Raw genomic sequence first — 21,827 nt, 5'->3', positions numbered from 1 at the left:
TCAACCCTTTACCCTTGAATATCTCTTCTCCCATAACCAACAAATCCAAGTGCAGTAATAAAGATAGCGATAACTGTCATGATTATAAGAGTAAAAAGGTTCACCTCTTCCACTGGCAAGTCCGGCACGTGAGAAAATGGCGTCAAGCTCGAAATCCAATCGGGAAACTGAAATAACCCACCTAAATACACCACTACAAAGGAAAAACCTAAGTATAACCATGTAAGACCAGTGTATTTAGGCGCCCATCCAATAAGCAATACAGCAAAAGAAGTCATCATCCACAATGCTGGAAGATATACGAGGCTTGAGCTAAAAAACGTCCCTAAAGTGATATCACTCTCTATGACAACAACCCCGATACTGCCCATACCTATTGCAGAGGCGACAAGCATAACGATACTAGTGAAGATGGAAACCGAAAGATAGCTTGCCAGGAGTTTTTGCCGAGAAACAGCCAAGCTATATACATGCTCCGTGCGATGATTTTTTTCTTCGCCTTTTAGTTTTAAAATCATCATTAAGGTGGGAATTGAAGCTAAGATAGCCATGACGACCATGAGCATTGTAATAAATTGATCGGTCAGCGCCGCGCCCTCCACTGGCTCCATAAATTCCATCATCATCTCAACATCCGCAATAAGTGTGTCAGTGTCGCCTAATACCGAACCATAGGAAGCTGCCATCACAAACACGCCTGCCACCCAAGCGATAAATCCGGTTCGCTGTAAACGAAACGCTAACCCTAAAGGGCTTTGTAGAAAAGGCGACGCATTGCTTCTTCCCGGTTTTGAAGGTAAAAATCCGCCCCCTAGGTCTCGGATCACGTTTAAGTATAAAGCGATACCCACGAGGGCAATTGCAACACCCAACGTTAATATAATCGGCCACCAGTAATTATTCACATATGCTTCAGAACCAAGAATCCAACCAAATGGAGACAACCAAGACAACGTTTCATTACTGACATCTCCAATCGCTCTAATTAAGTAAGCTATCCCTAATAAGGCAATGGAAAAACCAACCGTACCACGGGAATTATCTGATAATTGAGCGAACAGAGCTGTCGTTCCTGCAAAAAAGAGCCCGATCGAGCCTATTGCCGAACCGTAAAGAAGGGAGCCGTTTAGATCAAGGCTTTCAATACCCGTGGCATAAAGTCCCCATCCAATCATTAAAGCCAAAGAAAAATTGACACCTAGCATTACGGTTAGGGATGACGCAAGAGGAGACAATCGTCCTACTGGGAGAGCTCCAATCATCTCCGTTCTGCCGTCTTCTTCATCTAATCGAGTGTGACGAGTTACCAGTAAGACATTCATTAACCCTACGAGAAGTGCTGTCATACCAAGCATTTGATGAGCCATCATTGCTCCGTACGTATAGTTATCCAAACCATACCCTTGTCCCACCATAGCGGTCATAGCAGGGTTCACCATCGTTTCGGCTAATTGTTGGCGCTCTGTAGCTGTTCTGTATAAGTCAGGAAAGGCTACTGCCGTAGCAATCGTCAAGACTGAAATTCCAAGGATCCACAAGATGAATCTTAGTCGATCTCTTCTCAGAATCAACTTCGAAAGTACACTTGTATTTTTAAACAATCGCTCATTCATCAGGACTTACCTCCGTCTCCTGGCTTTAAGGTTCGGTCGTCTCCTTCATAATGACGCATAAATAAATCTTCCAATGTTGGAGGTGAGCTTTCTAATTTCGTTACTCCGAACATACTAATATGCTTAATGACATCCTCTAATTTCTCTGAATCTACTTGGAAAGTAACAGATCGCTCTTGCTTCTCTATATTGTGAACTCCGTCTATATTTGAGAGATTAGCGATAGGCTTGGATGTTTCCACTTGAAGTTGCGTTCTCGTTAAATGACGAAGTTCATCTAGCGTTCCCGATTCAATGATCTCACCTTCTCGAATGATCCCTACTCTATCGCAAAGCCTCTCAACTTCCGAAAGAATATGACTGGATAAAAGGATACTTTTCCCATCCTGTTTCGCCTCTAACACACACTCTTGAAAGACTCTTTCCATTAAAGGGTCTAACCCAGACGTCGGTTCATCAAGAATGTATAAATCGGCCTCTGAAGAAAATGCAGCAATCAATGCTACCTTTTGACGATTACCTTTTGAATAGGTTCGGCATTTTTTAGTAGGGTCTAATTTGAACTTGCGAATTAATTCTTCCCGTTTGCTTTTATGATTTGTGCCACGCAATTTTACAAACAGGTCTATCACCTCACCGCCAGTTAAATTCGGCCATAGGGTAACGTCACCAGGAACATAAGCAATTCGTTTGTGAATTTCTACCGCGTCCTTCCAAGCATCCAGTTCAAATATGGTTGCTTTACCTTTCGTTGCTTTCAAAATCCCCAATAGTACTCGAATTGTCGTGGATTTCCCTGCTCCATTCGGCCCGATAAATCCGAATACTTCTCCTTTATTTACATCTAGATCCACACCATTTAAAGCTGTAAATTGACCAAATTTTTTGGTCAGTCCTTTTGTACTCAATACTCTCATTTCTTCTCCCCCTCCTGCTTGTAAAAACTAATTTTGAGCACTTCCAAATAGTCATAAAACTCTTCAAAAAGTGGTTCATAATCCATTTCGGCAAGCGATTGCCTTTTCAACCTTTGTTTTAATTCTTCTTCGTAGCCATAAATACTCCAAGTAATAAGCTTAAATGCTTTCTTAACGTCAATATCGTCTCTAAACAAGGAATAATCGATGTTGTCATAAAGTTTTGTGTGTCCAAGTTGATAAAGCCTCTCATATTTTTCCTTAAGTTCTAAAGGCAATTCTTCTTTTTCCACCAAGACAAACGCTCCGATAAAGTTGAACAGATGTGGGTTCTCGGCGAAAATAGACAACTTAAATTTAGCCGTTCGTTTAAGCCTTTCAATAAAGTCTGTCTCACTCGTATCAATTCGTTCTAAGTAATCTTTTAATACTAAGTCTAAGCTGAAGTCGATAAGATAATAATATAGTTCTCTTTTATTATTAAAGTAATAAAACAGCATCCCTTTGCCAATTTTCGCCTTCTTTACAATACGATTGGTGGAAGCTTTCTCGAATCCATGTTCAGCAAATTCTTGAAAGGCTGCATTTAAAATACGTTGCTTCTTCTCTTCGTCGAGATTCTCAAATAAGGATGACAAAGGCCGATCAACTCCTCTTACACTTTTAGACCATTATGGTCGATTTAAATATATATCATGTCGACCACTGTGGTCAATATATTTTTTCAAATATATGTTTATTTAACGAGTAATAAGATGCGTTACTATAGAATGAATAAAAGAATAAAGCTAAACTGGAAAGCCTTACTTATAAAGACGAACTCAACTTTCTTCTTGAATCAGGACATACTTGAATTAGTCTAAATAGTGGAGTCCGTTCTGTATTCCATTTGACGATCCGTGTATCCTGTTTGAGAGGTTCTGTAGTCTGTTTGACGGTGGTTGTATCCCGTTTGAGAGGTGCTGTAGTCCAGTACACCGGAACGACGTGGCTCGTTTGTCCCCTTTCTTATTCCGAAAAGATATTTATGAACTGGCGGAAACTTATCCAGAACTCAAAAATCTATCATTTCATAAAAAAACAAAGGCTGTCACCAAAAGTTATACTTTTGGCGACAGCCTTTAACTAGCTTCATTCTTTTTTACTTGCTTTATCGACTTTATGAGTCGGGTCATGCCCTCTTTCACTTACTAAAACCCGTTAGCATTTTTTCCAGATGCTTTACGGTAGGTGTCAAATTAGCTAAGAAATACGTTTCTCGCAACCTGCGGGCATCTGCACTGTTCTTCAAGTAAGCAGATCCGCCGGCATGAAGCATAGCGGTGTGAACCGCGTCTAATGTCAAATAGGCAACGTCTCTTCTGATCGGTAACATTAACTCCCATGTTACGTTTTTCGAAGGTTCTTTGAAAACCTGTTGAATGGCATGTTCTATTTTTTCCAGCCTGTCACTTATGTCATCCACTTGCACTGGTAAAAACTCGTTGCAACCCCCTTGCTTATGACAGTGCTTATTGATCGATGCGATCGCCGCACTGGTGACGCCAAGCCCTAATGGAATTTGATAAGCGACGAAATAGGGTCGAATCTGTTTAACGAAGGAATCTGCATCATCTGAAAGAATTTGGTCATTCGGTATAAAAACCTCATTGAAGTTACAGGCATAGGTAGCACTCCCATTGATACCGAGATAAGATACTTTTTCTTTCAATGTGAGACCCTCTTGTTTACAGGAGACAAGGAACATCACTCGTTGATCTTCTTCCGTTTCTCCTATAACCCCGAACCAATGATCTGATCCTAAGTTTGATACGGCAGGTAAGACCCCAGAAAGAACATAGCCTCCCTTTGTCTTCGCAGCTTTCAAATGCAATGATTCAAGTCCTGCATAATATTTCATTGGATTTGATAAACCGGTACCGCCAAGCACCTCTCCATTTTCCAACTTCGGTAATAGTCGATCTCTCAATTCGTTATTGGGTGTATGACGAAGATACGTCAATGCCGCTAAGTGACACCAGAGATTAAAACCTGTTGTCATACAGTAAGCGGATGTGCGCTTCACAACTTCTATTTCCTCCGCTGCTGCTCCATTAAGAGATTTCCCTTGAGAGGAAAGATAGCCGGCTTTACCAATCGCTAGTAACACTTCTCTCGGATAATAGGCCTTCTCATCCACCTGCTTGACTACTGGTTTTAATTGATCTTTCAGCAAATCATCCAATTTGTTCATATTACTTGTTAGGACCACTTTTCTTCCCTCCTCACCAACAGCTGTGGACTATTTCTTTTTTGAAGAAAGCTGTGTAATCTGATCGACAGGTGCTTTTACTGCTTCACGAGCCCGGACGACTGCTTCATCGTCTGGCGCATCATAAAAGCACAAACATTTAGACATATCTTCACACACATACGTGCGAGAAAAAGATACTTCAGGAACTTCCGCATAGTGAACCGAGTTCGTTTTCTTTCGCTCCAAATATTGATCCATCGTTAAGTTCTCCGGTAAATTCCATTCCACTAAATAATTAATCTTCTCTTTTTGCTTTTTAGCCTCTTCTAACTCTTGACCAACGATGCGCACTTCCTTCGTTAAAGCTACAGGAATGCCTAAAATATCAAGTGATCCTGTCAGTGCTGTTTCTTTTTCCGCTTCAAAAATAAAGAAAGCTCGTGAAAAATCACTGGCCACTTGAACCTCAATCAGTTCATTGTTTCCAAGTTGATTCTGCAACTGCTCTACCTTTGCTTCAAATGCCTCTTGCTCTTTGATTTTTTCATTTAATGATGACTCGACAAGATAAAGTGCCAAGTAAATCCCTCCTGAGAATCGTATTTATCTTTATAAGGTTATTTTATTATACTTAGTTAATTAAATCAACTCACTTGGTTTATTCTACCTTGGTGGGGTATAATAAACTTAGAAACTAGTTTCACAAGGAGCTTTGATATAAATGAAGGAAAGATACAAACTTCCATGCAATATTGCGCAAACATTGAATATCGTCGGTGATCGCTGGACGTTGCTCATTCTTCACGACATTCTTGTTGGGAATGAAACATTTAATGAGTTAAAGAAAAGCCTCGATGGTATTTCAGCTAATCTACTCTCTGATCGTCTAAAGCATTTAGAAGAAGCAGGTTTAGTGGCATCCAGTGTTTACTCGAAACACCCGCCACGCTATCAATATACATTAACGGACAGCGGACGAGAACTAGAGCTGGTATTTGACGCTCTTCTCGTATGGGGACGTAATAACCTCGACATTTGCTATAAGCAGCTTGTTCATAACGAATGTCAACACGAGGTAGAACTACAGCATTATTGTCCTTCCTGTAAGACTAATGTTGACCGAGCAGACGTGAGCCCTGTTCCTGTGGAAGAACACCAATTAAACAAGTAAATTCTTTGTTACAGCCACGCAAATCATGTAGCGTGGCTGTTTTGTTAAGAACCTTGCACACCCCATTGCTTGCCAACCCACTTTTCAAACAGTCCGATCGATTTATCAAGGAGTAAGCCTAAAATTCCAATAAAGAAGATCCCTGCTAGAACAAGATCTAGATCAAGAGCATTTCTGGAGTCTACGATTAAGTAACCAAGTCCTGATTGTGCCCCAATCATTTCTCCTGCTACTAAGAAAATCCACGCTGTCCCTACCGCTATGTGAAGACCATTGGCGATGTAAGGAAATGCAGCTGGAAAGATTATCTTTAATAAAAGTGATGATTTCCCAATTTCTAGGTTTTGCGCCAATTTCAAATACGTCTTATCTATTTTCTTCACAGCGGAAACTGTCGACAGCAATACCGGGAAAAACGCTGCAATAAAAATAATGACAATGGCAGGCATATTGCCGATACCAAACCAGAGTACAATGAATGGGGCCCAAGCTACTGGCGCCACAGGGCGAAGCACTTGAACAATAGGATCAATTACCTTCCATACCCTCGTTGTCCGACCAAGAATCAAGCCTAGAGCTATAGCAACCACTACGGCCGACAAATAACCTACAAAAAAGCGGAATAAACTCACTCGAACGTGCTCAAACAATGTTCCATCTTGAATAAGGGAAATGATTCCTTGGAATACCATGAATGGTGACGGTAATAATGCTTCCGGATAATCTCCGAAGAAAATGACTAGCTGCCATGCCGATATAACAAGGAGAAATGACACTGTAGCATACATGAATATGGATAAATATTTCATCAGTATCACCTCTCTTCTTCAAAATAGGATTGATCAATAAATTCTTCATACGTCGGCGGTTGATCAGAGAGTTGCATCTCGATCAGACGTTGTCGTAAGTGTTCGTATTCCTCTTCACCAATACTTAAATCTTCATACGTAATCCAACCTAGGGACAGCTCCAATGCTTCGTCTGTTACATTTAAATAGTTTGAATGAGCCGCAAGAGATTCTTCTGTCTGTTGGTCAGCCCTTACCCCTGCTTCTAAATATGCTTCAACAAATTGATCTGCTAGTTCAGGAGCTTCTTCCATGAAATCGTCTCGAAGGACAAGGGCGCAGCATAAGCAGCTATCAGGGCAAAATTCGTTAGATTGGTAGAGAACATGCCCCGCCTCCAACGTGACTCCTAAGGCGCCGAAGGGTTCTGCCACAATATAGCTTGATATACGGCCTTCTGATAACGCCGCCGGCATCTCAGGTGGCGGCATTTCCACCACATTGACATCCTCATAGGCCATGCCTTCTCGTTGAAGCATTTCATCTAGAAGAAGATTATGGGCAGATAGAGTATGAGGGATCGCTACTGTTTCCCCTTTTAAATCGGCAACTTCATCCACGTCATGAGAAGCCACAATGGCATTTCCTTCTCGGTGCCCTAGGGCAACAGCACTGATACCGATCCCTCTCTCTTTCGCTTTCATCGCCAACTCAAAAAGCACGGATGCTCCATCAATTCTTCCGGCATTTAACGCGTCCATTAGTTCAATCCAACTGCTGAACCGAACAAGCTCTATTTCAGCCCCGTTCAGTAATTCTTCTTCATATTCTTTTGTAAAATACAAAGGTGCTGCATGGGTAATCGGTAAATGCCCGATACGAATGACATCATTCTCCCCTGGTGTCGGCCTTCCACAAGCTGACAATACCAGTGAGCCGACAAGGAAGTAACTTCCTAACTTCTGCGATGCTTTCACTGAACGCTCCTCCTTTTTCCAAGCCTTTAAATGTTAAATTCCAAACCATCCAGTTTTTGACCGAAGTTAAATTCATCGAGAATCCACTTTCGATAATATTGAAAATCGCTATGTGAGCGGTCACGAGGCTTTGGAAGTTGAATTGGTATTCTTTTACGGATCGTTCCAGGGTTCGCATCCATAATAAAGACTCTGTCAGACAAATAAACGGCTTCATCTATGTCATGAGTAACTAAAATGATGTTTGTTCCTTCCTGCTCCTTAATTCGTAACAATTCATCCTGTAGGTAATACCTGGTAAATGTATCCAATGCCGCAAACGGCTCATCCATAAGAATCAGCTCTGGCTGAATAGACAGCGCCCTTGCAATGGCTACCCGTTGCTGCATCCCTCCTGATAATTGAGAAGGAAACTGATGCAAGCTATCTTCAAGACCGACCAATTTAATGTATTTCATCGCTCGCTCGCGGCTTTCTTCTTTAGAAAGCCCTTCCGGTTCCAAGGCAATCTCCACATTTTTTAACACCGACCGCCAAGGAAGCAACGCATAAAATTGAAACAGCATGATCGCTCGGCGTGTCGGTTTCGTTACTGGCATGCCATCGAAGTGCAATTCTCCTCTGGTTGGCTGATCGAATCCGCCAATTAAATTCAACAGCGTGCTCTTTCCACAACCACTCTTTCCTAAAATAGAGACGAATTCTCCTTCTTTTACATCAAAGTTAATGCCACTTAGTACTTTCTCTGGTAAACCCTGCTTCATAAATTCCTTATCTACATTTCTTAATTCGACTAAAATTTTTTGTTCGGAGATACTTCCCATGCCCGCCTCCTATAATTCCCAATAAATTTTATAATGCCTACCTGTTTACTTTGTTTTAATTAGTTTATGATACTTAGTTAAAAAAAACAACCTTAATTTTTAAAAAGTTTATGTGCTCACTTATTAAATTTAATTGTTCATAAAAAAAAGGCCTCATACCTTGGTAGATACGGGCTTGAATTAGAGGATTAATTTAGGTAATTACAAAGCCAAGGTGGATGATCAGCAGATAAGCTGGACCTTCGCTACTATATCTCTTAACTTTATATTAATGTTGCTCTTCCGTAGAGGTTTGAGGCGTTCTCAGGTTATCACGGCATACTTCATTTTCCCTGAATTTCAGATCTGGAATCGGCAGCGTTTTCCCGACTAAATAAGGGCTAAACGTCCAGAGCGAAGACAACTTCACGACCATGACTGATGCAGTGATACTCATTGTCATTGCCAACACAAAATATAGTAGTGGATGGACAAAGTCTATATACGGAAAGAAATAAAGAAATGCCGTGTGAAGTAAATAAATATTAAAGGAATATTTACTAATAAATAAAACGAACTTTGGTACTTTTTTTATTTGATAAGCTACAAGTAAAATCACAGCAATCATCGCTGTCGTATATATAAGATAATCAATTCGTTTGGAAGAAACGACTGTCAATATATCACTTCTTACTAACAAAAAGACTATCGAAATACTGATGAACGGCATGAAATAAATGAGCTTTTTATATGGAAGTATCTTCTCAATTAATAACTGATAATGTTTTCCACAGTAATAGCCTAAAGTAAAATAGAAAAGCCAGCCAAAAATTGGGAGCCAATGACCTCTTTGCCAGATGTATTCACCAAACGTAAACGAAGGGGGATTTGTAAAATGGAAAATTGCCAAGTAACTACTACTAATGACTAAGGAGACAGCAATGACCTTAAAAGGAGGCCACTTGTCCAAAAACTTTTTAGCGAAGATATGCAACAAATAAAACTGGAAGATAATTAAAACGAAATAACCTGTATATCCTCCTAAAAATAAATTTAAGACTAACTGCTCCATAAATGCATATAGAGTATCCGTTGTAATTATTGCAAATACAAGAGCCATAAACGCAAACGGCAGCAACAAAAATTTTACCCGTTTCATAAAGAAGCCTTTTGGCACTCCATTTGGATAAGAGTAAGCCAGCAGTAATTCCGATATAAAAATAAATGCGGGCGTGCCAAAAAAAGCGATAAATCTCAAAGCAATCAGGAAGTACTCTTCAGACTGATGTATGTTCATTTCGTAATTGGAAAGTGTTGTGTTGACTGCATGCGTGACCACCACTGCCAAACATGCTAAAGCTCTTAGCCAGTATATTTCTTTGATAACTTTCGATTCGTTCAATGATATTCCGCCCCTTCTAAGAAGTCTTGCCCTTATTCTTTCGTTTTAGAAAGAAATGATGTAGGGGTATTTGAAAATTAACAATTATATTGTTTATTAAAATCTGTTTAATTTTCGAATGTGATTCGGATTACGCGATTTTCTGTTATGGTAATACCGTTAAATTCTCGACCTCTTGATCAAGCATCCCCTTGCCTTCATTTCTTACATAAAATGGTTGTCTTGAGAGACAGTTAACTCTACTTCTTTACCCCGGGATGTGAACTTCCAAGCATGGTTAAGTAAGTTGATCATAAAGAGATGAACTGGAAGGAGGAAACACATAATTTCTTCATAAGTTCTTCATCTTTTCTACACAGATCCCACCTATAATAAAGGTAGATCATAAAAAAAGGAGGAGATTGATATGAGAAAGTGGTTAGTCGCAAGTTTAGCCGTTTTGATTTTAGCTACTGTAGGTGGAACTGTTATGGCATCAGGGGAGAGCGAATGGAATTTCGAAAACCATCTTCCGTTCATGCAGAACCATCACCCTAATTTATCAGACGACGAACTAGAGCAGAGGTTTAACGAATGTAGCGATCGTCATAAAGAAGGTAGATTCGGTCTCGGCCACGGAATGATGAACGGCGGGATGATGGGTAATGATAATGAGTTTGGTCCTGGCAACGTTCCAAGTAATGAGAGCGATAGCTAAGAACATTTCTTTCGGTAAAATGTTGATAAACGGTTCGAGAGTGTATTCTGAAGAGTACACTCTTTTTAGCTTTAGCTAGTTATAATTATGGAATAGCAATCCATTTGGTCAAGACTTTTTCAAAATAACTCTATCAAAATCAGTGGTAATAAAAATTGACAAAGGTGTTCCTATCTCTAACTTAGCAAATCTTTTTAATTCTGCTGGAATTCGGATTGCACCGTTTTTAGTAATGACCATACGATTCTCTGAAGTAAGAGTATGGTGTGGGGATATTGTGATTTTATCCCCTGTTTTACTTAAGCCAACAGACACTTCATGTCCTGGTAACAAAAAAACCCTTTTCCTGATCTTTACCGGTATTAATACGGTCTGATCTTTTTTGAACGTGCAAGAAAGCTTTGTATCAATAAGTTCTATATGCCTCACTGGTTTCATAATCTTACACCTCAAATGACATGTTAATATCAATTGTAAGTGTAATATTTGAAGGAAGTTTGAAGTTTATAAAGTTAGATATTAAAAATGTTTAATAAGTTAATATTAAAGAGGGATGACACTGAGTCATCCCTCCGTTAGATTTTAAGCTGCGAATCTCTTGCACTCCTCTGCACATTTAAAACAAGCGTCAGCACACTTTTGACAATGGTCATGATCATGCTGCTTACACTCATTCCCGCACTCTTCACAAATTTTTGCACACACGCTCGCCAGTTCGGAAGCAAAAGGTGTCCCTCTACCTAAAGCTTGTTCTAAATATCCACAGATATCAGCGCATTCGCGGTCAAGACGAATACAACCAGCCATCATCTTCACATCATCCTCTTCTAAACATGCATCAAAACAATGATTACAAGCCTCCATACACTCATGTAACGTGTTAATTAAAGCTGTATGCTGTTCATGTGGCATAGTTATGAATCCTCCTTTATTTAGTCTTACTGTTCTTCATTTCCATTTAAAGTGGAAGATAAACAGACTATAAATAAATTAGGATTATTGTCTCAATAACTTACTAAACGGAGGAAGATATGATTTTATCAAAACAATTCACCTCAGACAGCGCGGCACGTTCTAAGAGAGCAGTCCGTTACTCATAAATAACTTAAGACCAAGGAATGAATATATAAAACGTCGTACCTACACCTTTTTCACTTTCCACTTTGACTTTTCCTTGGTGAGCCTCAACTATTTCCTTTACAATTGCAAGCCCCAGCCCTGTTCCACTGTCGTCTCGCGAGCGGGAAGTATCTGCTTTATAAAATCGTTCCCATATTAAATCGAGTTCCTCCTGATCCATTCCTTCACCAGTGTCTGAGATTTCAAACACCAGCATCGTGTCCTCAAAATAACAAGAAAGCTTGATCTCTCCACTCACTTCAGTATACCTGATCGCGTTTTCCATCAAATTAATTAAGGCTTGTTCCATTCGAAATGCGTCTAAGTGAATCGTTTTCTCCTTCAAGGAAGCATCGATGTGAATAGATGAATGTATTTGCTTTTGATCAAACATGATGGCCCGACTCTTAAATAGAGGAGGTAACCATTCATGAACACAAACTTCTTCAACTTGAAGTTGAATTTTTCCTTCTTGCAGTTTCGTAAGCAAAAATAAGTCACTTACTAAATTTTCCATCCTCTTCGCTTCTTCATAAATAACTTGCATGTTTCTTCTCCAAGTCCCGGCATCTACTTGTCCCGCATCTTTCATCAGAGCTGAGTATCCTTTAATATAGGTAATCGGTGTTCTTAAATCGTGAGAGATGTGAGAAATAAATTGCCTCCTGGAATCTCTGAACTCCTTTAACTGTTTCGTCATTTCCTGAATATTTCCACCTAATTGACCTACCTCATCATTACTCTTAACATCAACTACAATATCAAAATCGCCATCAGCAATATCTTGTGTTCTAGAGCTAATCTCATTTAAAGGGTTGGAAATTTTTCTAGTTAAATATAAGATAAATGCATAGCCAACAACGAATGTAAGTGCTCCCATGAAAAGAAGGAGTAGCAATAGGTTCAATCTTGCGCTGTTTAACTCACCAGTATCTTGATCAATAAACACGTAGCCGATCGTATTTCCAGCCTGATCATCAATTTGAGCTGTTCCCCATAAATGGGGAATATGAAAAGCCATTGACGTATCCACTTCATCTAAATGGGTTATTTGATGACGAGACGAAATGTCCTGCTGGTTATTGTTTAAAAAAACAAGGTATTTCTCTTTTTCCTCAACTGACACATTCTCTGATATATAAATAGGTTGAAAAGCTTGATCTGTAATAAGGAGATTACTGTTTTTTCCTGTCTCGAGCTGGTTTAAATACCTGAAAATATCTTCATCTCTTGTTGTACTTAACAGGCTTACGTGGGCTGATAAACGCTCTTCCACTTCATTCTTTAAATGCTTTTGGTAAAAATCTGTTGTAATCCATTGCGCACCAGCGATAATAAATACAATTAATAGTAATAACGTAACCATCACCCACGTCGTGATTTTTTTTGCTAAGCTCCGCTCAACGTTCTTAATCAGCCGACGAATCATTTTCATCCACCTTATATCCTATCCCCCAGACTGTTTCAATCACAGTTCCCTGATAACCTTCTGCTTTCAATTTTTCACGAATGTTTTTAATATGTGTATCCACTGTTCTTAAGTCTCCATCATAGGCCATCTCCCACTCAAGATTCAAAATCTGTTCACGACTGTATACTCTGCCTGTATTCGTTGCCAATCGGTGAAAAATAGAAAATTCTTTTTTCGTCAATGGCAAGGCTTTCTGTTGATAAATAATCTGATATTTGTTTGGATAAAATGTCAGGCCTTTCAGTTCAAAAAAATAATCTGGATTTTTTTGCAGTAAGGATCTCCTAAGGACAGATTCTAACCTCGCTGCTAGTTCTCTTGGCTCAAATGGTTTTACGATATAATCATCCGCTCCTAATTGCAATCCTTTAACCACCCGTTCCGTATCTCCAAGAGCGGATAGCAGTATCACAGGGGTCGTCTTGTTTAATTCACCACGCATTAATTTAAGTAATTCAAATCCGTCAATTTCCGGCATCATGATATCTAAAACCACAAGCTGTATGTCTTTATTGTGGATGATTTCCATGGCTTCTGCACCATTCGTGGCTTCAGATACAAGGTAGTTTTTGTCTGATAAACTAAGTTTTATGAGTGTTCTCATTTCTTGCTCGTCATCTACTATCAGAATATGTTCTGCTGCCATGAATTTATCCCCCCTCTTGTTTTCACCTATTGTATCTTATTTTACTGCGTAAAAAGAGGGGCTCAAATATCATTTTTGAGCCCCTAATTTTTTACTATTTAGTGATCACCGTGTTCTCCGGCAATTTCCAGTTTTTCGTCTAAAATCCCTTGTGTACTAAATGGAACAATGTCTGTTCCAGCTAACAAATAGGCGTGGTTATATGGTCCACCCATTGGATCATCTTCAAATGTCGGTCGTACCTCTGCTAAATACTCATATAAACCTTCGCCGATCTCATCTTCTTCAATCCAAATCAAAGGGGTATGCTTTCCTAAGTGACCTAAAGCAGAACCGGTAATCGCAAATTCAGGTGTTGATGTCGAGACAAAACTGAAGCCGTGACCAGGTTCTTCTTGTCCCCATCCAACAGACGTATCAGGATCTTGATACTTCGCAAATTCAACGGCCATATCTTCAGGAGAATCACCATCGATTCTTTCTGCATCACCATAATCAGATAATGCTTCCAATGTCTCATCCGCTATGACTTCTTCAGATCCTAATACATACATTTTTGCATTGCCATCTCTTGTTTCCAAAGCTTCAGCTGTTTCTTGTGGTACGCCCTCGTTATCTACATATAATAATGGTTCATTCATATGAGCAATCCAGTTGCTGGCAATCAATGAGAATAACTTAGCGTCTTCCTCTGAAGAAGCAATTAGCACTGCTTCCGGTACTTCATTAATTAATTCAGAAAAATACTCATCAATCTCTGCAGCGAATCCTGCTGCACTATCTGCATCAAATTCTTCCACTTCGTAATCGGCAAGCTGAGATAACGCATCGTCCTGAACATCTCCAACGACCATCACTTCAGTTCCGTTGTCATTTCCTTTCGGATTCAGACGGGCCAGCTCTGCCATCACTTCCTCTGACACACTTCCCTCTTCCATAAATAATACAGGACCATCATTCGGATGATGAATGAGTGTTGTACTTACAAGCGATTTTTGCCAATTATCTACGGGAGCTAAAATAACCGTTCCTGGCTGATTTTCTTCGTGGGTAGCCGGCCATACTAACTGTGATGTGTAAATAGACATACTTATTGGTGAATCGGCATCAAGTCTTGTTACGTTTTTCGTTTGAACATGCATAAGCTCATTGTTTGCTTCAGAGTTTAAATTCTCAGGTGCTGAGGCAAATTCTTCATGCTGATCATCACTGTGCCCATGATCGGCCATATGGTCACTATCATTATTATTTTCCTCGTTATGATTGTTCATATCCTCCTCATTGTTTTCATTGTGTTCCTCGTTTTGATTATCCATATTATGATTTTCATTAGCGCTGTTACCAGAGTCATTAGCATCTGAACATGCTCCGACTAAAAGTACAACAGATAAAAAAGTGATGAAACTATACGTTTTCTTCATGATAAATCCTCCCTAATTCCAGTTAATTTCCTAAGTGGTCTTGTAAGACCGGCTCCATTGTTGAACCCTTTTCGCTTAGATAATATTGAATGTATCAACGAATAGTGAAGAAATAGTGAAGATGAAAAAAACGACGTGCCTGAGACCTCTTTTTTTTATTCCTTCTTTTTTTTAATTAAAAACCGGTTCACCTTGATCTACAATCACTTCCCATGAGTTTCCTTCATCTTTGGATAAATAAATGGAGTCATCTGCCGTTCCAATTGCTATCGTTTTTTCATCCAGTGGGTCTACGGCTAATGATAGAACCGGTGTTTCCGTTGGCAATTCTCCGATTGGCTCCCATGTCTCACCAAGATCATCACTAATCATTAACCCTTCAATTTGTCCTACCCCATGAGCCAAAAGTTGGCCTTCCGAACCGTGGTCAACGCTCGTCATCGTTAGCTCTGAATTGATTCGTTCGAAGGTTTCTCCTCTGTCTTCAGACATATATATACCGTCTGCCGTACCTGTCAACACCACGTCTGCATTTAAAGAATCTGAAATAATCGCATAAAGTTCGCCTTCAGGGTTTGTCCCTGCCATTGAAGCCGTTTCCCATTCCTGACCAGCATTTGAGGACCTTTTCACTCTTTGGCCATAAGCATCAAAACCATAGATAACAGAAGGGTTACTCTCATTTACATCTATCAAATGAAAATCTACTTCACCATATAGGATATCTCTACTCCATGACTGTCCTTGATCTTCACTGATCATGACACCAAGAGGGTCTTGTAAATCAGAATCATGATCAGGATGACCACTGCTCACAAAGATGTTGTCTGAGGTAATCGTGAACCCCATAAAATCATGGCGTTCGCTCTCATCTCCCCGCCACGTCATGTTTTCGCCGTCCTTATCTATTTGCAATAGCCCATGATGCGTACCAGCGTAAAGTAATCCTTTTCCTTCACGATCAAATGCAAGATCATGGACATGCTCGATTTCTTCGACCTGTGTTTCGTCACTGTTTTCAGAAGAACAGCTAATACTCATCAACGAGATAATTAAAATTGGTATTACCCTTTTCATTTCTTATTCTCTCCTTACGAACAAAAATCTTAGTTAGGTACAATTTTATCGAGAGAAGCCAGTACATCCGCTTCGGTTTTTCCACCAATTGTTCTTTCCACAACCACTCCATCTTCGTCTATTAATAAAGTATGTGGCAAAACGGTAACACCATATGCATTTCCTACAAGCATGTCGCGGTCAATCGGATTCGGATAGGGAACGTTATGGCGATCGATAAACCGCTGAACCTGAACAGAGGACTCATTAACATTCACCCCAATAATTTCCACACCTTTATCTTGATATTCATCATAATTAGCCTTTAAATATTCCATTTTATCTCGACAGTAAGAACAATATGTCGCCCAAAACGTTAAATAAACTCCTTGGCCTTCATAGTCTTCTAAATGAATCTCTTCATCATTTACATCTTTGATAATGAAATCAGGAGCTTCATGGCCAACATCCACCAATCCCCTGTCCTCTGAAAAATGCGAGTAAAAAGTATAACCAATCGCTACTATCATCACAGTTAAAATGATAGACCGGATCAATAATCTGCGTTTCTTCATTATAAATCCTCTCCCTATGAAAACTTTCCCGTTCCTATCGTAGAACAACCACGGATTCTTTTGCAATACGTAGACCTTGTTAACCACTCTAGTTTACTCCTGCTTTATGAAAAATCTATGAAGAAGGTGTACGATTTTCATTTTTCTTGGCTTGGTGGATAAGCTCCATTCACATGTCAATATAAAGCAAATTGTAGATGAAAACCTAATTTATTTTAGTATACTCTTAGTATCCCTTCATCCATATTCCATATCTTTATTCAGTTACATCCTGGTTTGTATCATAGTGTTAGGAACTTTTACAGTCTTAGTTTTGTTAAATGTTGTTATTGAAATTATGTGTTTTGTTTTATATCGCTTTGTTGAACCGCCCCATTCTTTTCTACGGACGAAAAATGACCCTACTCGAGTTTAGATCCGGCTTCTTCTTTTCACTTTTAATTAAATGAATATTTTTCGCATGCCCCATCATACAACGTCGTAGAAAGCCTCGCATCAAGTTAGATACGAGGCCTTGTTCAATCTAATTTCCTGAATTGCGAACTCATTACTACCAGCACAATACTAAGCAATAACCCTACGCTCCCTGCGATCGTTAAGATGGTTTGAATAGGGAGGGCTGCTGCCACTAGAAAAGAAATAAGTCCGAACGCTACTGGTTCAAATCCGCTTGCTGCCAAGGTGATAATACTCATGACGCGACCTAGTTTATCCTTGTCCGTTCGCTCCTGAACGATCGTGATCGTTGGTAAATAAACAAACATAGCTACAAAACCGGTAAGAGCAGCTAACAATATTAACAAGGGCAACGTCTCTAGTAGGCTGAACATAATGAAAAAACTAAAACTCACGATGAGAGATCCAAAGACAAATCTTCCTCGCTTTTTTTTCATATTCCAAATCACAAGCAATACGCTTGCAAGGAAAGTTCCAGCGGACAACCCTCCTTCTAATAGGCTTAACTCTAGCGGCCTACCCCCTAGGGCATCTACAAGAATAGGAAAACTGATAATTAGCGGACCAATCATAAATAAATTAATAATGACAATCGAGAGTGTCCCGGTTCTATGAACATGAGATTGACGGACATACGCGAGACCTTCTTTCAAATCGTCCAATGCCGAAGGACTGCCTTCTCTTTTTTTCGGGACAGGATCTTGAATCAACGGTGGGAACACTAAAACGGTTGAAATAAAGATTAAGATAGCCGCAACGGAAAATGTCAGCGTGTAATCTCCAATCGTAAGAAGTATTCCAGCTACGAGCGGGCCGATGATAAACATCATTTCTGTGGAACCTTGAAAAAGAGAGTTTGCCCTCTGCAACTGTTCATCACGAACAATAATCGGAATCATTGAAGACACCGCAGGAAAAAAGAAAGCATCAAGAAATCCAAAGACGAGAGCGATCACAATCAATGTGCTGACATCGAGCCAATCATTAAGAAATAAAATGATCATCGTAATCATAACTAGACCTTGCAAGAAGTTCGTCACAAACATAATCAACGACTTGCGAATTTTATCAGCAAGTATTCCGCCATATATCATCATGATCACTCTAGGGATCGCTACCGACATAAGAACCACACCCAATACTGCTGGGCGGTTAAGTACATCTACGATAAACCATGAAACCGATAAAAAGAACATGGAGAAGCCAAGCATGACCGTAAGACCAGACATCCAAACGAGCATAAATGAGCGATTTCGTAATAATGATACAGGTGCAGTGATCTTATTGCTGGTTTCAGTCATACCTCTCTCCTCCTCTCTGCTTACATACGAAAAGCCAGACTCCAGTTCTTTAACGGAGTCTGACACTTATAGAATGTGTATATATTATCGTAGAAAACAGTTCGGAACGCAACTCGTAAACACACGCTCAATTTGTCGTATTGGATTTTTGGTTATCAATAAAACCGTATTATTATTAAGTTACTTAATCATTTGGTAAAATAGTTTTATAACTATCTAATTTAGTAGGGGAAGAATACTCATAAAATCGTTGTTAATTTAGCATTTTTATACAATATTTAATATATAGTATTTTAATTAGTATGATAAAAATGAAGGGGAGAACTCATGTTTTTAGAAACATTTGGAACAAATGCATTTGTATTTCTCGGAGCCTTTATTTTAATTAGCGGGGTTCTTGCAGCGAAATTTTCATCAAGATTAGGTGTCCCAGCACTCGTCTTGTTTATTCTCGTTGGTATGGCAATCGGGAGTGACGGTCTCGGATTTGTTCCCTTCAACAATCCTCAGTTAGCACAAACAATCGGAATTTTCGCCTTAATTATGATTTTGTTTGAAGGGGGACTTCAGACAAAATGGTCCACAGTTCGCTCGGTCGCTTTGCCCTCTTTATCATTAGCAACGTTGGGTGTGTTTCTCACATCGGCTATAGTCGCTATGGCAGCTTTTATGATTTTTGACGTTTCCCTCCTCGAAGCCTTTCTTTTCGGTGCAATCGTCGGGTCCACTGATGCAGCAGCGGTATTTGCGACGTTAAAAGAAAGAAATATCAAAGCTAAATTAGGCGCTACTCTGGAAGCTGAATCTGGCGCGAACGATCCTATGGCGGTCTTCTTAACACTTTCTTTTATTGAACTTATCCTTTTTCCTGAAACAAATGTCTGGACGCTCCTTCCTGCCTTCGTTTGGCAAATGGCGTTAGGACTTATCATTGGCCTCATCCTAGGAAAAATCGCTTCCGAATCAATCAATCGTATTCACTTGGAATCAAGTGGACTTTACCCACTTTTCACAGTCGCTTTTGCATTATTAACTTTTAGCGTTGCCTCTTTTGCAGAAGCAAGCGGCTTTCTCGCTGTTTATACAGCGGCTCTTGTTGTCGGCAACTCAGAGTTGACATACCGGTACTCTATTTTCCAATTCAACGAGGGATTTGCCTGGATGTCACAAATTATCATGTTCATCATCCTAGGTCTGCTCGTTTTCCCAACACAGGTTTTCACTCTCGATGTCATGTTCAAAGGGTTGTTGTTATCGGTAATTTTAATTGTTGTTGCACGCCCTATAGCGGTGTTTCTCTCAACGATCAGAATGAAATACACGTTGAAAGAAAAGCTCTTCCTATCTTGGGCAGGGCTAAGGGGCGCTGTGCCAATTGTCTTAGCCACGTTTCCAATTGTGGCCGGTTTAGAGAATGGCCAGCTTTTCTTCAATGTCGTCTTTTTCATCGTTCTTACGTCAACACTGATTCAAGGATCGACCATTTCCTTTTTCGCAAAAAAGCTCAATTTAACGGGTCCTGTGAAGGATACACCCCATCACTCCATGGAACTGATTTCAATGGGAAAAGCGAATGCGGAAATGGTTCAGTTCAAAACGAATAAAGATAGTGCCATTGTAGGGAAAAAGCTCCACGAATTATCCTTCCCACAAAAGGCGAACATCAGTGCAATCGTAAGAGACGAAACGTTGATTACACCTTATGGCGAAACGGAAATAAAAGAAGGAGATTTCCTCTATATCCTCGTCGCTTTAAGATATAAAGTTGACCTTAAGAAAGTATTGGAAGCGAAAAAAGAAACGAAGCCATCTTCACAGGAATAATGTGAAGATGGCTTCGTTCCATTTTTAGGGCTTTAACCTACTGATCCTTAACAATCAATCCTAAAATTTTGGATAGCCCTACGGCTTGATCCGGCGTGACAGTACAGCCAGCTAATTTATCTAAAGACACCGTGAGATGATCAAACGAACAATCACTCAAATCAATTCCATTCAAACTAGTCTCAGCGAAATTAACTCCATCCATGAGACAGGTCTTAAATAGAACTTGTTTAAAAGTAGATTCGTAAAAATCCGATTGAATAAGAGGTGTGTCTTTAAATTGTAGCTGACGGCAACTTGAGAAGCCAAACGTACTATAGTTGGCCATACACTCATTTATCGTGACATTTCTTATGGTCGATCCGGAAAAGTTGCTACCTGTTAGTTTCGATTGATTAAATTCAACTCTGTGAATAATTGCATCCCTAAAATCTGCATTCGACAAGTTGCATTTATTGAATATGACATCCATCAGCTCCATGTTGTGAAAGGACACATTTTCAAAAGAGACTTGTTCAAAAATAACTTGATCAAACCGAAGCTTTGCAGCTGATTGAGGAGCGATCACATGCTCGATGACCTTACCGGACGAGAATGAATCTTCGTCTTCAAGCTGGTCAGGCAGTTGAATAACTGGCAGATTGGAGGTAACTCTCGGTAATTCTATTTTCAGTAGTTGCTTCTTCTTCATTTGCAAAACTCCTTGCTCGTTGTCAGCCTGTTTAGATGATTTTGCCTTATAATCAAGGTAATACTTTCTCGCCAAAGCATTTATTCATACCATGCTTGATGTGGTCTCGATTCAGGGTAACCGTGCTTTACACGGTACAGCTTTCTCTCTTTCGTAAAATCATACCACTTTCTGTTACTTTCACGATGTTTAGCAAAATAAATCATACAACGAATTTGATCTTCTACACATGGATCCGTCCATACCCCAATCTTTTGCTCCAATTGATCTAATAATTTTCCTCCGTCTTTATCAATTAATTCATCAAGCGAATAAATGCCAAGTTCGTACACCATTTTTTCAGCCATTTTATGTCCTATAGAAGGAATCTGTTGGAAAGAGGCCAGAGCTTTCAACGTTTGTGCCCGTTCATAAGGGACTGCTAACACATCTGATATATGGTTTACTGATAGAGAGTTGATATCTCGTAGGTTGATATGTGCTTTTCTCAAAGAAGCTTTTTCACTTTTAGTTAATGGAAGTTTAGGATTATTAGAAGATGGCAAGTTTACGGGCCCCTTTCATCTTGTGATTTCAAACATGCTATCTCTTACAAATACTATACTACATGTTCTTGAAGACTGAGCACGAAGAAGTTGGTTCTTCATATATACAAGATGATTAGAA

Annotated in this window: 22 protein-coding genes; 3 read left to right on the top strand and 19 right to left on the bottom strand. The window is 39.6% G+C overall.

The annotated features are described in order from the left end of the window. Positions 1-8: 8 nt before the first annotated feature. From CR194_RS17460 to CR194_RS17440, 5 genes are all read right to left on the bottom strand, one after another. Entirely contained in the window at positions 9-1,613 is a 1,605-nt protein-coding gene (locus CR194_RS17460) for an ABC transporter permease (protein ID WP_110611426.1), read from the bottom strand. Continuing rightward, complete coding sequence (locus CR194_RS17455; RefSeq protein WP_110611424.1) at positions 1,613-2,530, bottom strand: ABC transporter ATP-binding protein; 918 nt, start codon at positions 2,528-2,530, stop codon at positions 1,613-1,615. The genes CR194_RS17460 and CR194_RS17455 overlap by 1 nt, the downstream gene beginning before the upstream one ends. Continuing rightward, positions 2,527-3,168: a TetR/AcrR family transcriptional regulator gene (locus CR194_RS17450; protein WP_110611422.1), complete on the bottom strand. Its 642-nt coding sequence runs from the start codon at positions 3,166-3,168 to the stop codon at positions 2,527-2,529. The genes CR194_RS17455 and CR194_RS17450 overlap by 4 nt, the downstream gene beginning before the upstream one ends. 545 nt (positions 3,169-3,713) lie before the next feature. Next, positions 3,714-4,781, bottom strand: coding sequence for an acyl-CoA dehydrogenase family protein (locus tag CR194_RS17445; protein ID WP_332888681.1), 1,068 nt, complete (start codon positions 4,779-4,781; stop codon positions 3,714-3,716). Positions 4,782-4,811: 30 nt separating this feature from the next. Continuing rightward, positions 4,812-5,342, bottom strand: a complete 531-nt coding sequence (locus CR194_RS17440) for a DUF4242 domain-containing protein (protein WP_110611420.1) — start codon at positions 5,340-5,342, stop codon at positions 4,812-4,814. Positions 5,343-5,484: 142 nt separating this feature from the next. Here CR194_RS17440 and CR194_RS17435 point away from each other — a divergent pair, with 142 nt between their 5' ends. Then, positions 5,485-5,934, top strand: coding sequence for a winged helix-turn-helix transcriptional regulator (locus tag CR194_RS17435; protein WP_110611418.1), 450 nt, complete (start codon positions 5,485-5,487; stop codon positions 5,932-5,934). A 44-nt stretch (positions 5,935-5,978) separates the two neighbouring features. On the opposite strand, the gene CR194_RS17430 is transcribed toward CR194_RS17435, so the two are convergent. From CR194_RS17430 to CR194_RS17415, 4 genes are all read right to left on the bottom strand, one after another. Further along, entirely contained in the window at positions 5,979-6,722 is a 744-nt protein-coding gene (locus CR194_RS17430) for an ABC transporter permease (RefSeq protein ID WP_233254409.1), read from the bottom strand. Between the two features lie 26 nt (positions 6,723-6,748). Next, positions 6,749-7,699 (bottom strand): ABC transporter substrate-binding protein, encoded by a 951-nt coding sequence (locus CR194_RS17425; RefSeq protein WP_110611415.1) that lies wholly within the window; start codon positions 7,697-7,699, stop codon positions 6,749-6,751. A gap of 26 nt (positions 7,700-7,725) precedes the next feature. Then, positions 7,726-8,523 carry an ABC transporter ATP-binding protein gene (locus CR194_RS17420; protein WP_110611413.1) on the bottom strand — a complete coding sequence of 266 codons (798 nt, stop codon included), beginning with the start codon at positions 8,521-8,523 and terminating at the stop codon, positions 7,726-7,728. Positions 8,524-8,791: 268 nt separating this feature from the next. Beyond that, positions 8,792-9,904: an acyltransferase family protein gene (locus tag CR194_RS17415; protein ID WP_110611411.1), complete on the bottom strand. Its 1,113-nt coding sequence runs from the start codon at positions 9,902-9,904 to the stop codon at positions 8,792-8,794. 406 nt (positions 9,905-10,310) lie between these two features. Between CR194_RS17415 and CR194_RS17410 the strand changes: the two genes are divergently transcribed. Then, entirely contained in the window at positions 10,311-10,601 is a 291-nt protein-coding gene (locus tag CR194_RS17410) for a hypothetical protein (RefSeq protein ID WP_110611409.1), read from the top strand. Between the two features lie 108 nt (positions 10,602-10,709). Here CR194_RS17410 and CR194_RS17405 read toward each other — a convergent pair whose 3' ends face one another. The 8 genes from CR194_RS17405 to CR194_RS17370 all read right to left on the bottom strand — a co-directional run bounded on the left by CR194_RS17405 (position 10,710) and on the right by CR194_RS17370 (position 18,646). Further along, a complete protein-coding gene (locus CR194_RS17405; protein ID WP_110611407.1) occupies positions 10,710-11,039 on the bottom strand; it encodes an AbrB/MazE/SpoVT family DNA-binding domain-containing protein in 330 nt (109 codons plus the stop codon). Between the two features lie 144 nt (positions 11,040-11,183). Continuing rightward, positions 11,184-11,513 (bottom strand): four-helix bundle copper-binding protein, encoded by a 330-nt coding sequence (locus CR194_RS17400; RefSeq protein WP_110611405.1) that lies wholly within the window; start codon positions 11,511-11,513, stop codon positions 11,184-11,186. A 193-nt stretch (positions 11,514-11,706) separates the two neighbouring features. Then, on the bottom strand, positions 11,707-13,149 hold the full coding sequence (locus CR194_RS17395; protein WP_110611403.1) for a sensor histidine kinase: 1,443 nt from the start codon (positions 13,147-13,149) through the stop codon (positions 11,707-11,709). Then, on the bottom strand, positions 13,130-13,837 hold the full coding sequence (locus CR194_RS17390; protein WP_110611401.1) for a response regulator transcription factor: 708 nt from the start codon (positions 13,835-13,837) through the stop codon (positions 13,130-13,132). The genes CR194_RS17395 and CR194_RS17390 overlap by 20 nt, the downstream gene beginning before the upstream one ends. 98 nt (positions 13,838-13,935) lie before the next feature. Next, a complete protein-coding gene (locus CR194_RS17385; protein ID WP_110611400.1) occupies positions 13,936-15,258 on the bottom strand; it encodes a cell wall-binding repeat-containing protein in 1,323 nt (440 codons plus the stop codon). Positions 15,259-15,429: 171 nt separating this feature from the next. Continuing rightward, a complete protein-coding gene (locus tag CR194_RS17380) occupies positions 15,430-16,335 on the bottom strand; it encodes a F510_1955 family glycosylhydrolase (protein WP_110611398.1) in 906 nt (301 codons plus the stop codon). Between the two features lie 29 nt (positions 16,336-16,364). Continuing rightward, the gene (gene resA / locus CR194_RS17375; protein WP_110611750.1) at positions 16,365-16,889 is read right to left on the bottom strand and encodes a thiol-disulfide oxidoreductase ResA; all 525 of its coding nucleotides are present in this window, start codon (positions 16,887-16,889) and stop codon (positions 16,365-16,367) included. Between the two features lie 518 nt (positions 16,890-17,407). After that, positions 17,408-18,646 carry an MFS transporter gene (locus CR194_RS17370; protein WP_110611396.1) on the bottom strand — a complete coding sequence of 413 codons (1,239 nt, stop codon included), beginning with the start codon at positions 18,644-18,646 and terminating at the stop codon, positions 17,408-17,410. Positions 18,647-18,973: 327 nt separating this feature from the next. Between CR194_RS17370 and CR194_RS17365 the strand changes: the two genes are divergently transcribed. Continuing rightward, positions 18,974-20,470: a potassium/proton antiporter gene (locus CR194_RS17365; RefSeq protein WP_110611394.1), complete on the top strand. Its 1,497-nt coding sequence runs from the start codon at positions 18,974-18,976 to the stop codon at positions 20,468-20,470. Positions 20,471-20,507: 37 nt separating this feature from the next. Here the strand turns inward: CR194_RS17365 and CR194_RS17360 are convergent, their stop codons facing one another. Both CR194_RS17360 and CR194_RS17355 read right to left on the bottom strand, forming a co-directional pair. After that, positions 20,508-21,161: a pentapeptide repeat-containing protein gene (locus CR194_RS17360; protein WP_110611392.1), complete on the bottom strand. Its 654-nt coding sequence runs from the start codon at positions 21,159-21,161 to the stop codon at positions 20,508-20,510. An 80-nt stretch (positions 21,162-21,241) separates the two neighbouring features. After that, complete coding sequence (locus CR194_RS17355; RefSeq protein WP_110611390.1) at positions 21,242-21,706, bottom strand: helix-hairpin-helix domain-containing protein; 465 nt, start codon at positions 21,704-21,706, stop codon at positions 21,242-21,244. Between the last annotated feature and the right edge of the window lie 121 nt (positions 21,707-21,827).

The organism is Salipaludibacillus keqinensis (assembly GCF_003226325.1).
Classification (GTDB): Bacteria; Bacillota; Bacilli; order Bacillales; family Salisediminibacteriaceae; genus Salipaludibacillus; species Salipaludibacillus keqinensis.
Note: the sequence above shows the minus strand (reverse complement) of the source record. Positions and strands in the feature narration are given on the sequence as shown.